The 14,601-nt window shown below is 42.8% G+C and carries 13 protein-coding genes, 1 riboswitch and 1 other annotated feature; of the genes, 4 read left to right on the forward strand and 9 right to left on the reverse strand.

Translation table 11 applies throughout. The annotated features are described in order from the left end of the window. Positions 1–12: 12 nt before the first annotated feature. The 6 genes from MHH49_RS20250 to MHH49_RS20275 all read right to left on the reverse strand — a co-directional run bounded on the left by MHH49_RS20250 (position 13) and on the right by MHH49_RS20275 (position 6,392). Positions 13–1,005: a ketoacyl-ACP synthase III gene (locus tag MHH49_RS20250; protein ID WP_341122033.1), complete on the reverse strand. Its 993-nt coding sequence runs from the start codon at positions 1,003–1,005 to the stop codon at positions 13–15. Between the two features lie 54 nt (positions 1,006–1,059). Continuing rightward, positions 1,060–1,410 carry a hypothetical protein gene (locus MHH49_RS20255; protein WP_076101486.1) on the reverse strand — a complete coding sequence of 117 codons (351 nt, stop codon included), beginning with the start codon at positions 1,408–1,410 and terminating at the stop codon, positions 1,060–1,062. A 207-nt stretch (positions 1,411–1,617) separates the two neighbouring features. Continuing rightward, on the reverse strand, positions 1,618–1,986 hold the full coding sequence (locus MHH49_RS20260) for a carboxymuconolactone decarboxylase family protein (protein ID WP_036676184.1): 369 nt from the start codon (positions 1,984–1,986) through the stop codon (positions 1,618–1,620). Between the two features lie 10 nt (positions 1,987–1,996). Then, positions 1,997–3,637, reverse strand: a complete 1,641-nt coding sequence (locus MHH49_RS20265; protein WP_341138796.1) for a thiamine pyrophosphate-binding protein — start codon at positions 3,635–3,637, stop codon at positions 1,997–1,999. Positions 3,638–3,792: 155 nt separating this feature from the next. Further along, positions 3,793–3,889: riboswitch (cyclic di-GMP riboswitch) on the reverse strand. A gap of 174 nt (positions 3,890–4,063) precedes the next feature. After that, positions 4,064–5,314: a methyl-accepting chemotaxis protein gene (locus tag MHH49_RS20270; protein WP_036676188.1), complete on the reverse strand. Its 1,251-nt coding sequence runs from the start codon at positions 5,312–5,314 to the stop codon at positions 4,064–4,066. Between the two features lie 121 nt (positions 5,315–5,435). Then, positions 5,436–6,392, reverse strand: a complete 957-nt coding sequence (locus tag MHH49_RS20275; RefSeq protein ID WP_341138453.1) for a helix-turn-helix transcriptional regulator — start codon at positions 6,390–6,392, stop codon at positions 5,436–5,438. A gap of 159 nt (positions 6,393–6,551) precedes the next feature. On the opposite strand from MHH49_RS20275, the gene MHH49_RS20280 reads away from it, so the two are divergent. Beyond that, positions 6,552–7,385: an SDR family NAD(P)-dependent oxidoreductase gene (locus MHH49_RS20280; RefSeq protein ID WP_341138454.1), complete on the forward strand. Its 834-nt coding sequence runs from the start codon at positions 6,552–6,554 to the stop codon at positions 7,383–7,385. 374 nt (positions 7,386–7,759) lie between these two features. Here the strand turns inward: MHH49_RS20280 and serA are convergent, their stop codons facing one another. Together serA and MHH49_RS20290 are read right to left on the reverse strand one after the other, a co-directional pair. Further along, complete coding sequence (gene serA, locus MHH49_RS20285; protein ID WP_036676193.1) at positions 7,760–9,352, reverse strand: phosphoglycerate dehydrogenase; 1,593 nt, start codon at positions 9,350–9,352, stop codon at positions 7,760–7,762. Between the two features lie 243 nt (positions 9,353–9,595). Next, positions 9,596–9,826 (reverse strand) — a binding site (T-box leader). A 110-nt stretch (positions 9,827–9,936) separates the two neighbouring features. Continuing rightward, positions 9,937–10,842, reverse strand: a complete 906-nt coding sequence (locus MHH49_RS20290; protein ID WP_076127483.1) for a hypothetical protein — start codon at positions 10,840–10,842, stop codon at positions 9,937–9,939. A gap of 115 nt (positions 10,843–10,957) precedes the next feature. Here MHH49_RS20290 and MHH49_RS20295 point away from each other — a divergent pair, with 115 nt between their 5' ends. The 3 genes from MHH49_RS20295 to MHH49_RS20305 are packed head-to-tail and all read left to right on the forward strand — an operon-like array spanning position 10,958 to position 12,788. Further along, a complete protein-coding gene (locus MHH49_RS20295) occupies positions 10,958–11,551 on the forward strand; it encodes a CPBP family intramembrane glutamic endopeptidase (protein ID WP_036676197.1) in 594 nt (197 codons plus the stop codon). Then, a complete protein-coding gene (locus tag MHH49_RS20300; protein ID WP_076184021.1) occupies positions 11,548–11,952 on the forward strand; it encodes a hypothetical protein in 405 nt (134 codons plus the stop codon). The genes MHH49_RS20295 and MHH49_RS20300 overlap by 4 nt, the downstream gene beginning before the upstream one ends. A 17-nt stretch (positions 11,953–11,969) precedes the next feature. Beyond that, positions 11,970–12,788 carry a metallophosphoesterase gene (locus MHH49_RS20305; protein WP_076147343.1) on the forward strand — a complete coding sequence of 273 codons (819 nt, stop codon included), beginning with the start codon at positions 11,970–11,972 and terminating at the stop codon, positions 12,786–12,788. Between the two features lie 113 nt (positions 12,789–12,901). Here MHH49_RS20305 and MHH49_RS20310 read toward each other — a convergent pair. Beyond that, positions 12,902–14,460, reverse strand: a protein-coding gene (locus tag MHH49_RS20310) for an IS3 family transposase (RefSeq protein WP_094903917.1) whose coding sequence is annotated in 2 segments (ribosomal slippage) — positions 12,902–13,827 and positions 13,827–14,460 — 1,560 coding nt in all. Because the reading frame shifts where the segments join, the coding sequence is not laid out codon by codon here. Positions 14,461–14,601 lie beyond the last annotated feature (141 nt).

Here is a 14,601-nt window from a genome sequence, read left to right on the forward strand (position 1 = left end):
GTTATACAGCTCCTAATATTCAATAACAAATGCTACATTTTGCCAACCGGCGCCCACTGTCCAGAACAGGACTTTATCACCACGTTCGATCTTTCCAGTAGTTACAGCTTTATGTAGAGCAATAAATGGGCTGCTGGTAGAGGTATATCCGAATTCATCTCCTATGTATACCGCTACATTGCGATCAATGCCGACTTTCTCACACATCTCTAAGATATTAGGCAATGAAAACTGTGAGAAGCAGGCTGCTTTAATGGCTTCAGGCGCGATATTGTTGTTAGACAGTAGAGTACGAATAGACTCAGAAGCAGCATCTATGCAAATGGAATCATCAAAAGGAATAAACTTCACATTAAACTCTCCAGCCGCTACACCTTGTTTACCCAGTTTAGCCAGGCCTGCGCACGGGAACTTGGAATTATCGCAAACACAAGGATTCGTTTGGTAGATAGAGTCAATGAAACCGACTACATCCTCAGCTTGTTCAAGAATGACTGCCGCCGCTGCATCACCGAAGTTAGCGTAGTAGACTGGATCATTCTTATCGGCATGAGGGGTTACATAATCGGAGCCGATTATCAACGCTCGTTTAATCCTAGGATTCGCTTGCATCTGACGGCTAACCTGTTCCACTGAAGCCGTCATACCCGCACAATTAGCATTGCTGTCAATGCAGATTGTATGGGATGCGCCTTTGATCAAACGGTGAATCATTAATGAGTTGGTAGGAAAGATATACTCAGGAGTTTGACTTGCATAGGCAATAAGGTCGATATCGGCACCTGTGAGACCACTTTTCTCCAGAACATTCCGGGCAGCCTCAAAAGCCATCGTAAGGGAATTCTCATCCGCATCCTTAATACTATACCGTGTAATACGACCTAATGCGGATAATAGACCTCGAATATCAATGCCTTTTTCGTCAAAATGCTTAATGAAAAAGTCGTTACCAACTATATTGCTGGGATGATAGATATCAATGCCTTTAATACGAATTCCGGTCATAATACGCCTCCAGGAAAGCAGTAAAATGTGGACTACATATTAAGATTAAAAGATCTAGACTGTAACCGCAGAAATGATCTCGATGTTATCGAGTCCAGCTTTACGGCCAAGACGGGAAAGCTGCATTTTGAGGATCGGGTTATTTTCAAGCGTTAGATTTACTTTTACAAACCCATCATTCTTAAACATTACAAAGCAGCTTTCTAAAAGAGGTACCACATCTGGTGCAGTTACATTTAGCTTTCTGCAGTCGATTTTTAGTTCATAGTCAGCTGGAGTAATTGGATTGATAGTTTGTTGATAAGCTTGAATAGATTTTAGACCATCTTCTTCAGAAAATGTTCCATCCAACTCAATGTTAATAACCTTATTTGCAGTGTCTGTCTTCAAAATGAAACTTCCCATGCCTAAATCTCTCCCATAGATTGAATTTGTCCAAAACAGTTCGACTGCAATATCCAGCCCTTTATATATCCACTTAGCTGTTTTATAAAAGTCAAAATTCGACACTATACAGCAAGTATTGGGATATTCCGACTCTATTATAGGCATATTTTTCAAGTGCATGCAATAATAAAGTCGAATTTTGTATATTGTTGTCGAACTGTTGGGTTATTGGATTTCTTCTATGGTTGCAAGCAGGATATTAAAAGCTGTGATGATTCTAGGTGCCCCTATAACGGGTACTAAGTGTAATAGAATACCTTTAAGCTGTTCTACGGTGACTCCAACACGAAGGGCCATGACATAATGAACACCCAGCTGTTCGAATTGACCCATTGAAATTAAAGATGAAATGACTGCAATTTCCTTCCAGTCAGGGGCTATAGTATTACGTTGAAAAATATCGCCATAGGCATTCCCCATAATAAATTCAGCCAAGTCAGGGAAGTGGTCTTTAATTGGAGCTAGTGCTTTTGCGCCATAGTCTCCTGATAGATTCGTGAAGTGGTTGAGACCACTGTTGATATTTTCCTTCATGGTTAGCCTCCTAGTTTAGGTTCAAAGTACGGTGTGCAGTCGGAGGGACTTCATCACGGTCTGTTAGTAGTTCAATAACGGCAACATGGTTTAGAGCTACCGCATCTTTAATTGCAGCTGTGAATTCATCCGCAGTCTCACATTTGTAGCCTTTAGCACCTAGAGATTCAGCGAATTTCACGGCGTCCATTGGTACTTCATATAGAGTTCCATCGATACGACCTGTGGTTTTCTCCATACCCTTAAGAGCCATATCTAGTTGCTTATTATTGACCACGATAAAGATGACAGGGATATCTTTGCAGACAGCGGTGTTAATCTCAGTGCCGAGCATCATGAAACAACCATCACCTGTAATGCAGAGGACAGTTTCTTCAGGAGCTGCAACTTTTGCACCAATAGCCATGCCGATCGAATTACCCATGCAAGCAAAATAAGCATCAAAAACAAAGCTGCCCGGTTTCTTAACCTTGTACCATTTTGCAGCGTGGAATCCATGGCTTCCATCATCAACGAAAATTGAATTATTATAAGGGATCAAATCACTTAAAGTGCTCATTACTGAAGCCAGTGAAAGATTCTTGAGGGTTGGAAGCTCTTCTGAATAATCAGCATTGGCCAAAGCCTCACGTTTGGTGATTGTGCTTGGGTCAATATGATTTAGGCAGTGCACCAAATTATCGCGCAGGTCCCCAGTGACCGGTATTGTTTTGGACAATAGGATTTTTCCGACAAAGGTTGGATCAATATCAAATTGAATTAAAGTTGCTGGATGATTCTCCCGTTTAAGATTACAGATGGTCATATCACTTAAACGTGATCCAAGCACTATAAACAGATCGCTTTTATTCAATAAATCATCCCCGTGGGTCGAACCGCCAACGCCAATAGGACCATGATAGAGTGGGTGATCCCAGACTATAGCCCCTTTTCCACCAGGAGATGTTACTACAGGAATATTAAAAGTTTCTGCGAGTTGAACAAGCTCTTTATGTGCTCCGGAGCGGTTAATTCCTTTACCCGCAATAATCAAAGGATTCTTAGCAGCTTGAATAGCATCGATGACTCTATCGATATTAGCTTGACTAATTAGAGACTCTCTTTCAGGGATTACAATATTGCATTCTTCCAATACTTCAGTTTGTACATCAAAAGGAATACAAAGATGAACAGGACCCCGTTTGGCCAGGGCCACAGAAATCGCATGATTAAAAATAGTACCAAAGTGATCCCCACGTTCAACCAATTTACTGAACAAGGTGGCAGGTCTGAACATATCAGCTAAATCAGCCAGAAAAGAGGTGGAGTCCTGACATTGAGGAATTCCAAGCTCTGTAATGGATTGGTGGCCAGTAATAAACAGGACAGGTAGGTTGTTAGCTTTCGCATGAGCTGCTGCTGTGAGCAGGTTAGTTCCACCAGGACCAGAAGTACCAAATGCTACGCCTAGGTTACCCGTTTTCAGCGCATACCCTGCTGCTTCGAATCCGGAGCTTGCTTCATGTCTGCCGGGAATAAATTCAATACCGTAATCGACCATCTTTAGAACTATTGGACAAATCGATTTGCCAATGATCCCAAAAGAATGGGTGACTCCTAGGTTACGTAGTGCTTCCGCCATGTAATCTGCGACTGTCTTCAAAAGAAACACCTCACAAGTTTTTTGATATATATTAGTTATTAATCTACCGAATAGATACGATAGATCAATATACTCAAAAAGTAAAAACCTGTGCTCTATAGTAAGCACAGGTTGGTGGCATAAGGCGCCGCTAAGACTGAACAATAGTTCAGCCGTCCTGGTTCCTCTGCAACCTGGCAATCATGGCCTCAAACGAAAAAATGAGGCTGTAGATCCATGGTTTTGCGTCATCCTCTTTCGAGGATTTTGCCAATATTAATTTATAGTTGATAAGAATAATTTTCCTTTACAATATATTCCTCATTAATTTTTGTCAACATAATCCGCTAAAAAAACTCGAAATTTGACGAAAGTCTTGTCCAAGAGATGAAGTTTTGTCTCGCGAAAAAAACTGCCACCTAAGACTCAGCTTAGGTGGCAGTTGATAGTTTTGAACTAGAATTTAAAGATATGAATGGTTTTTTGCAGATTAAATACGGCCTGGGTCATTTTTTCCGTTTCTTCTGCAACAGACTGCAGGGCATTAATCTGTTCATTCATAGCCGCCGATACCTCTTCAGTGCCTGCAGCGGTTTCTTCGGTGATTGCTGAGATATTCTCAATTGCACTGGAAATTTTCAAGGCACTTTCTAGCATAAGATCACTCTCCGCAGAGAATGAAGAGATTTGCTCGGTAATGTACTGCACGCTTTGTACAATTTGTGCGAAAATATGGGCAGATTGAGTGATCATTTCATTCTGAACCTGCACAACCTCTTCATTGATGGCGATATTATCGATGGCTTGTTTAATATCTGACTCAATGCTGCGGACCAAACCGAATACTTCTTTTGTGGAAGCCGTAGATTCCTCAGCAAGCTTGCGAACCTCTTGAGCGACAACGGCAAAACCCCGACCATGCTCTCCGGCACGAGCAGCTTCGATGGAGGCATTGAGTGACAGCAGGTTGGTCTGCTCAGCGATCTCTGTGATGGTCTTGGTGATCATCGTAATCCCGCGGGCATTTTGTGAGAGAGCTTCAATAGTATCAGCCACTTTTTGTGTAGCCTCTATGTTTTTACGCATGCCTTCAGCCTGTGTATCTACGGATTGGCGCCCTTGCTCAACAAGTTCTAAGGTATGTATTGAACGTCTGTTCATTTCTTTGGTGGAGTTCGTATAATTGGATACTTTGGTCTCAATGTCTTTAATGGATTCTGTCATATCAGCGATATCCGTAGATATTTCATTTGCACCAAGAGCGAGCTCGGTAGAAGAAGAGGCTACTTGTGCCATAACAATTTTCAGGTTCTGGTTCTTATCTTCGATTCCGCGGCTTGCATCCATTACTTGACGGGTGATCTGCGATGCATCGGTCAGAATCTTCTTGAGCTTATCAATCATTGTGTTAAAGGAGCGGCTTACGTCACCCATTGAACCATTTTCGTCCGCTCTGCTAGTGAAATCCCCCTTCGAAATACTGTGAGATACATTAGCAATATCATCAAAAGATGATGTAAGCGTTCTCTCCACGAAGCGAGCAACAGGTAAAGTCAGACCTGCAAGAACAACTACTAGTATAATTCCTACGAGAAATTGACCTAGAATCATTAACGTAACTAAGACAGGAATTGCAAACAGTGCGGCAACGAGGTAACATCCGGCAACAATTCTTTGTTTTAACGGAAGTTTGTGCATCCAGCTCATTGGTAAAATGTCCCCCTTATTAAATTTTATGTAATGGTGTTATTATAGGGGATTTATAGGTCATTGGTCTATAGAGAAGTGTCATAAATCTTCTTTAAGTAGTAGATATTTAGAATTCATGTCAAAATTCCTCATATATTGTGGAAATTGTTTTAATAGCAGACTTTACCATCCCTACTAGTTCGGTAGGAGCTAAAACAATAACTGAAGGAGAAAAAGAGAGTACGATACGACAGGCAGATTCTATAGTATTAAACTCGGCCTCTACGTTCATCCACCCAGTATTAGCAGAGGGTTCTACTAAAGTTATAGTTACATATCTTTCACGTTGTAATTCTTTAAGAATAGACTCATTCACCTTTAATTTCACTACATATTTTGGCAGAGCTGCTTTAAAAGCTAAAGTCGACTGTTCCCAGTAGCTTTTTAAATCAAAAGTCTCAGGTCTGACAAATGATTCATTAGTTGCTTCAGCTTGTATTAATCTTGACACGCGAAAAGTCCGCATATCACCCTCGGTTCGTGCCACTACATACCACACTCCACGTTTTGCGACTAACCCAAGAGGTTCAATAAAACGTTCCTTCGTCTCGTCATTCCGTGGGTAAGTGATCTTTACTTTACGATCTTCCCAAACAGCTTCCTGCAGGATAGATAGGAACGGATAGGTCTCGTCGGAAGGGTGCCAGCTGGCACCATCAATATGGATGCGCTGGCTTAGGTAACTGGCTGGATTATTCGTCCTAGATGGCGAAGCAGCCTCCAGCTTGAGTACGGCAGAAGAAAAGTCGTTTTGTATACCCAGATCTTTTAAAATCGAGGAGTCTGCGGACAGCAGCAGAGTAGCAATCTCTGAGGGCTTCATACCCGTTAACGAGGTTCGGTATCCTTCTGTGAGCATCCAGCCCCCTTCGCGTCCCCGTTCGGCAAGAATCGGTATTCCTGCTGTACATAAGGCTTCCATATCTCTAAACACAGTTCGTTCAGACACTTCTAAGGTCTGGGCTAGCTCACGGGACGTCATCTTTCCACGATTTTGCAGCAAAAGTAAGATGGATAACAAACGATCGGCTCTCATTAAGGGAACATTCCTCCTCCTAATAAATGTTAGTCAGTTCTTAATTAATTATTATATTATATATGTCAGTTGATGTCATATTAAAGAATTATACTTATATAAGGTAAGGATTAAATATAGAACATTTAGAGAAAAACAAATGTAGAAAGGATTGAGAACATGTCTTTAAAAGGAAAAGTAGCATTGGTCACCGGAGGCAGCAGAGGTGCTGGTAGAGGAATTGCATTGGAGCTGGCAAGGAAAGGTGCATTCGTTTATATTACGGGCAGAACGACAGAGGTCTCTGGCACAGGGCAAAGCAAGTGGAGCATTGATAACGTGCTTAGGGAAATAAAAGCGGAGGGAGGGTCCGGCAGCGCCATACGATGTGATCATACAAAAGATCAGGAGACAGAGACGGTCATTCGCCAGATTGCTTCAGAGCAAGGGCGGCTTGATATTTTAGTCAACAATGTATGGGGCGGCAACGATTTACTTATTGAGCAGAAGTCTTTCTGGGAGCTTCCAACAGCGCATTGGGACAATATGTTTAATGCGGGTGTGAGGGCACAGTTGGTAACAAATTATTACGCCATACCTTTAATGCGCGAGGCAAAAGCTGGCGGTCTAATCATCCACACAACCTTTTGGGATCATTACAAATATCTCGGAAACTTCTATTATGATCTTTCTAAAAATACACTTGTGCGCATGGCCTACGGGTTATCGATTGAGCTTAAAGAGGACAACATTGCAGTTATTCCTCTTACTCCGGGCTGGATGAGGACAGAGGCGGTGTTGGAGAGCATGAACACGGATGAGGAGCATTGGCATGAGGTTGAAGAATTGCAGATGACTGAATCCACAACCTATATCGGTAGGGCAGCCGCTGCTCTCGCAACCGATCCTGAGGTTATGTCTATGACCGGTCAACCGCAGCAGGTTGCTAAGCTGGCTGAAAAGTATGGATTTACCGACATCGATGGGCGGACTGTTCCCGCATTCTTAGTCTAAACAGCAAACTTGATCTGTTTGATCCCATATGTGCGTGTGAAGCAGTATAGGACACAGCTGATCTATAATGCAGCATTTTCGTATATTTAGAACGCTATCGGTCCCCATAGACGCTATTGATAGGCAAAACACCTGATTTAGCTTTCTTCTTGAGGAATAGTGGCACTAGAGTCCGAAACCCTGCTTCAAAGGCGAAATTATTGCATATAGGGTCATCTGGGTCCGTAACCTCAAGGGTGTCCGTAAGCCTCCACGAGGGAACTCGATTCGATATTGTAAATGAAGCCGAAACGGGTCAACGATCAACAACAAAAGCAGCGAAACTCCTATAAGAGGAGAATCGCTGCTCTGTTGTTTGATTTCTATCGTATTGCTTACAGAAGAATGATTTCTTCGGCAGTGTTGATTTCTGGTAGACCAGCAAGCTTCACAAGCACATGAGTAGGTACAGCTTTATCAACGGTCAGCAGCATGATTGCTTCGCCACCAACGATTTTACGTCCCACTTGCATGGAGGCGATATTGACATCATTTTCGCCCAGCAATGTGCCCACAAGTCCGATAATCCCTGGTTTGTCGTTATGGGATACTACAATTTGATGTCCTTCAGGAGCGATATCAACCGGGAACTTGTTCACTTGAACAATTCTTTCTCCATAACCTTGCAGCAATGTTCCGGCTACGAGACGTTCTTGGTCGTGATCTGTTTTAAGGGTCACGGTAATCAGATTAGTGAAGCCTTTAGTTTTGGACGCTTTAGTTATTACTACATTAACGTCGCGTGTTTTTGCCAAGTGCATGGAGTTAACGATGTTAACATCCTCAGCGAAGTGGCGGGAGAGCACGCCTTTCACAATATAGCGGGTAAGTGGTTGGGTATCGACATCTGACAGATCACCCGCATACTCAACATGGATTTCACGAATAGCACTATCTGTAATCTGGGTAACAAAGCTGCCCAGCTTCTCACCAAGTGTGAAGTAAGGCTGGAGTTTGTTCATTACGCTTGGAGCAACTGGAGGAATATTTACAGCATTGATGAACGGTTCATTACGCAGAATATGCAGTACTTGTTCCGATACATCGATCGCTACATTCTCCTGAGCTTCAATTGTAGAAGCGCCCAAGTGGGGAGTCACGATAATTTTTGGATGCGACAAGAATGGGTGATCTGCTTGTGGCGGTTCTTTTTCGAATACGTCAAATGCAGCGCCAGCAACAATACCGCTATCAATAGCTTCTACTAACGCCATTTCATCAATTACACCACCACGGGCACAGTTGATGATGCGCATTCCCTTTTTCATCACTTCAAATTGCGGGCGGGAAATCATATGGCGTGTTTCCGGAGTAAGTGGAGTGTGCACAGTAATGAAGTCTGCTCCGCGGACTACATCGTCAACGGAAGCTAATTTTACTTCCAGTTTCTCAGCACGCTCAGCAGTTAAGAAAGGATCAAAAGCAAGGATTTCCATGCCGAAAGCTTTGGCACGTTTTGCCACTTCGCTACCGATTCTGCCCATTCCCAGTACACCTAATGTTTTGCCGCGAAGTTCTACACCCACGAAGGTTTTTCTATCCCAGGTTCCACCAATTGTTTTTGCATAAGCTTGTGGAATGTGACGGGCCAAAGCCATCATCATTGCAAAAGCATGCTCACAAGTTGTAATGGTATTTCCATCAGGAGCGTTGATAACAACAACCCCACGTTGAGTAGCAGCTTCCAGCTTGATATTATCTACACCCACACCTGCACGACCAATGACCTTTAAGTTTTTTCCAGCTTCGATAATTTTTTCAGTTACTGTAGTTTGACTGCGGACGAGTAGACCATCATATTCACCGATGATTGCAACGAGCTCATCTTCACTGAGACCTGTTTTTTTGTCTACAACTACATCTGTTGCGTCCATCAATTGCTGAATGCCCAAATCACTGATTGGATCCGATACTAATACTTTAAACATGGTTTCTTATCCCCCTTAAAGTTGAAAAGCTTTATATGTCGAGGACGCCCTGATGGGCAGTCCACAATACCAGAAGGTTCACGAACTAGTAGAGAAAAACATGTAATAATAGTAGATCAACGCGGTGTCGCACAAAAGAAACAGCGTGCAAGAGTACCGCGAAATCGGTAACTTTGGGCATAAGGTAGTATTTATGGGGGATTAGGGAATTAAAAAAACTCCCAACCCCATACTACTGCCGTAGTAAGGGACGAGAGTTATCTTCGTGGTACCACCCTAATTCACTGCAACTTGGAAGAAGCAGCCTCATTGGCCTGCATAGGCCACACTGTTAACGGAGTTGATCCGATTGTACCTACTTTAAGGTTCGATACAATATCTCAGGAGCGCTAAAGATAGCTGTTCGTCACCGGTTTGCACCAACCACCGGCTCTCTGAAGACTTCCAGGATCTTTGTTCCATCATCGGTTTTGAATGATTAATTTTTTCATAATGTAACACGGTATGCAAGTTGTGTCAATAGGCTTTGCAAGCAGCGTTTCTTGAAGTGAACTTCATTTTTCGTTATGATTCAATAACTGGTTCTATTCAAAAAAGAACGGAAGCTGTGGAAGTGTCTCCCTGTTATAATACTGTTCCCGCCATTTTACAAAATCCTGTTCCTGCACAGCACCTGTAGAAATCAACAAGGTTACTGAGGACTGGATATCCGAAAGATTTAATGAGCTTGCAGTGCCTGAGTAAATCATATCGTCTATTTTAGCAGTGATGTCCTGAGGATCATAACCTGCAAAAATTCCGCGATTCAGCATCATGTCAGCGATAGAAGCATTCTTCAAAAGAAGCGGCATTTTTTTCCACTGGATGAAAGACATCGTTTTTAGTTCGCCAGGTGCAGAAGGTATTTTCTGGTTTGTCTTAGAGCCCCATTTTAGCATAGAATCATAGAAGTTCTTTTGTGCTAACAGACCGTACTTCACGGCGCCGGTTGTAAATTCATCATTTTTCAATAACTTGGCTGTCTCTGCACCAGAGGCACTGGTAGAGACTTTGCCGGAGGCCTTAGAAAATAAAGTTAAGCTTTTGAGTACATTGACCTGTGACTGATGTAATAGAGGAGAGTTAGTGAAAATTGAATCTTGATTAACTCTTTCATATTGCTGGTCTGCTAGAATACTTAGATTCTTCATTACTGCCGCATTCATACGAGCATCTGTGCTGCGCGCTAACTTATCTACTTGAATGTTCCAATTCCGCTTGAATTCCCGATAGGGCAAAAATACGTTATGATAGAAAGTAACAAGATCCTGCTGTTGATACGAGCCCGTGAATTCTACTAATCCATTCATGCTTGATTGATTGTCATATTTGGCTTCAGTTTTGTCTGCGCCAACCTTGACGCCAGTAAAAAATGCGGCGAAGGCGCAAACTAAGAAAAACAAAAAAACTAGCGTGTATAACATTTGATTGCGGGACTTACGTTTGCTCATAATAAATGCTCCTTTTTCTGGGGGGATTATCCTATGTATTATGTATTGATAGCAACACTATGGACGGTTTCTCTCTCGGAGCGGCCCGAAAAAAATAAAGAACAGGCAGGTCACGATGAAAAAATTCAAATTTGGCGAGATTAAGGTTAAAAAGGTAGAACCAGGCCAGTTGACAGACCGTCTTCTGCTGCTCAATCTCTATATCACTCAGGGGCTCACATTAATTATCGGTTTGATATGGATATTATTTCAGAAAAGAAATCCTTTTCAGCTATTAATTATTCCAGAAAAAGTACATTTTGTGGCATGGGGCCTTGGTCTTGCTGCTGCAATGCTAATTGTTGACTATTTATTGACACATATTGTCCCTGAGGAAAGCATGGATGATGGTGGAATAAACGACCTTTTATTTCGAAATCGCCCTGTGTGGCATATTATCGTCATAGCAGCAATTGTATCGGTATGTGAGGAGCTCTTATTCCGCGGAGCCATCCAATATTCCATTGGCCCTTATTGGACGAGTATAGTATTTGCTCTTATTCATGTCCGTTATTTACGTCACTTTGTACCTACCGGCTGGGTATTCTTAAGCAGTTATGGTCTTGGATATATTTACATTCAATCGGGCAGCCTCTGGGCCCCTATACTATGTCACTTCTTCATCGACCTGATCTCAGGTCTGGTGATCCGCTATAGGAGGGAATCATGAGTGAGGAATTAAGCCGGGTAAAGTCTCGACAAAAACAACACAAAAGTGAAAGCAAACATCCTGGCAAAAGTAAAAAAGAGAAGCGGACTTCGGAGGCTGTAAAAAAGGCTACTCCTGAAAAGAAGTCTACTCCTATAAAGAAAAATGCTACCGCTCGGGTTTCTACAGCAACTTTATCAAGAAAAGCTCGCCGCCCAGCAGGTTCTGCAAAGCGCTCTTCCACAGGAAGTAAAGAGAAGGACGAAGAATCTGTTCCTTCTCGTTCAGATACTTATTCTTCAGAAAAAGTTCGTTTAAGCAAGATGTTTGTAAATTCTTTGATTTTTACCTTTGTTATTTTGCTAATCGGGCTGCTTTGGTGGGGAATTGAAGGAGCGCCTCCGCTGAGCACATTATGGTGAGCACATGGGCATGGGGAATGGCTTTGGTCATTTTATTGATAGCTGCGGCCGTTGTCATAATTATGGTGATTAATGCTTTTAGAAACAGAATTATTACCGAGGAAATAATGCTAGATTCGCTACCTGAAGAGTTTGATGGATTTCGTATCTTGTTTATAACAGATATCCATCGCCGCCGCCTTCCTTCCGCGCTTCTGACACCATTAAAGGGTGGGGTAGATGTTGTTTTTCTGGGAGGAGATCTAACGGAAAAAGATAGTCCTTTAAATCGTCTTGTCGATAATATGACTCTAGTTACTTCTATTGCATCTACCTATGTTGTGCATGGAAATCATGATTACCGGGCTAATATTTCAAGGGTAGATGAGATTATTCAGGACAGTGGTGCAAAACTGTTAATGGATGAAAATGTGGCTTTTGAACGTGAGGGAGCTAAACTTTGGTTAACCGGAATTGATTTTCCGAAAAATGGGGGCAAAACTCCATACGGTCCTTTTCCGCCATTAACCACAAACACTTCTGCTGAAGATACCTGTCGTATTATTCTTGTACATGATCCGCTTTGGTTATCGAAGCGCCAGAGTGTGCCAGCGGACCTGATTCTGGCAGGTCATACGCATGGGGGGCAGGTGATCCTTCCATTTGTGGGTCAAAGACATGTAGAGCATTTCTATCATAAATATGACGCTGGAAAGTTTAGTTGGCCAAGAGGGGACGGTTCCGCAAAAAATGCCCTGCTGCTGATCAGCAGAGGGTTTGGAACAGCACATCTGCCACTTCGCTGGGGCAGTCCTGCTGAAATGCATGTGCTGACACTGCGTAAATCAACCCAATAGTGCATACTCTTTCCAGTAAGGAAAACTGGTAGCGTAAAAAGGGGGTTCCAAAGCCATGCAAATGGCTCTGAACTGCACCCCGTCAAGTAGACAGCACAAAAAATAAAAGTAGTTTAAGCGGCCTTAGTCCTAAATTCAATGGGACTGAGGCCGTTTAGTTTTGCCTGTAACCGTTCGTTATTATAAAAGTGAATGTAGGTATCAATATCTGTTTGGAGTTCTTCAAAGGTCTGGTAGGTATGTAAGTAGTACTTCTCACATTTCAATGTTCCCCAGAAGGATTCCATCGGCGAATTGTCAATGCAGCAGCCTACTCGGGACATGCTTTGCTTCAGTTCTGCATCGTCCAGCATCTTCTTAAAATGCAGAGAGGTATACTGGAAACCACGGTCGCTATGGAGTAAGGTTCGGCTCTCCGGTGCTGCCTGCAAAGCTAATTCCAGTGTGTTAAAAACTAGCGAATTATTATTGGAATGACCCAGAACGTAAGCAACAATGGACTTGTCATACAGATCTTTTATTGCACTTAAATACGCCTTCTTGCCGTTGCCGTATTTGAATTCCGTTACATCCGTTACCCATTTTTGGTTTGGAGCTTCAGCCTCAAAATTACGGTTCAGCACATTCTCTGCAACCTGCTGAGGCGTGGAGCCTACATACTTCTTTCTCTTTCTGCGGATGACTGACTGGATACCTTGGCATCTCATCAGCCGGTACACTCGCTTTGCGTTAATAGATTTATCCATTTGTCTGCGCAAATGCAGGGTCAATTGGCGATACCCAAAGGTTCGTTCCACCTTCTCATACAAGAGGAGCATGGCCTCTGTCAGTTTCTCGTTGTCAGCCTCTCGAAAACTGGGTTTGCGATTCAACCATTTGTAATAACTTGACCGTGAAATCCCTGCGATGTCACACAAAAGCCGAATGGAGCAAGACTGTTCCTGCTGAACAGCCTGAATGGCCAGGTAGATATTCACCTGGCGAATGGTTCTTAACGCCTCCTCTTTTCGAGTTCCTCTAACTTTTTTAGAAAAGCATTCTCCGCACGCAGGCGTGCATTCTCGTATTCCAGCTTTTGCATCGCGAGTTTGTGGCGATCTGCTTCCGTAAGTTCTTCAGGCGCTTTGGTGCGTCCTCTACCGTCTCGTAATGCCTCTTCACCACCTGCTTCGTACTTCTTTACCCAGCTATATACTTGTTGGTAAGACACGTGAAAATGGCTTGCCGCCTTCGCATAGTCTTCTCCGTTCGAAAGGCAGTACAGCACGATATTTATCCGTTCCTGCCAAGTGGTTACGCGTCCTTTGGTCATAGCTTTAGTTCCTCCTGAATGAGCTGTTAAGCTGTTGCTATGACCATTATACTTCCTAATCCAGTTGGCGAGTTGGGTTGCACTTGCAATCTTATACTTGCAGATGATTTGGTTTTGCGACAATCCTCCCTCGAGATAATCCTTAACGGCATAGAGTTTAAGTTCTGCAGAATACGTACGATTGTAGCTTCGGACTTCCAGCCCTTCGTATCCATACAATTGATAACGTTGCCGCCACTTCACTATAGAGTTTTTGGATATTCCATACTTCCGGGCCGCAGCTTTCAAACCAATGTCGCCCCGTTCAATTTCTTGGAGAATCGTTAACTTTTCCAGTGCTGTATACTTTTTTTGTTCCATAAAAATGCTCCCCATACAGCGACAGGTTTTTATTATTTCACCTGTCTACTATATGGGGAGCATATCACTTTTGGAACCCCCTTCTATTTTTGTTTGATTCGAAAACAATTGCACTGACGAAGCAACTATCGGACATGTAAA

Source organism: Paenibacillus sp. FSL F4-0122 (assembly GCF_038002845.1).
In the GTDB taxonomy this organism is placed as follows: Bacteria; Bacillota; Bacilli; order Paenibacillales; family Paenibacillaceae; genus Paenibacillus_AQ; species Paenibacillus_AQ odorifer.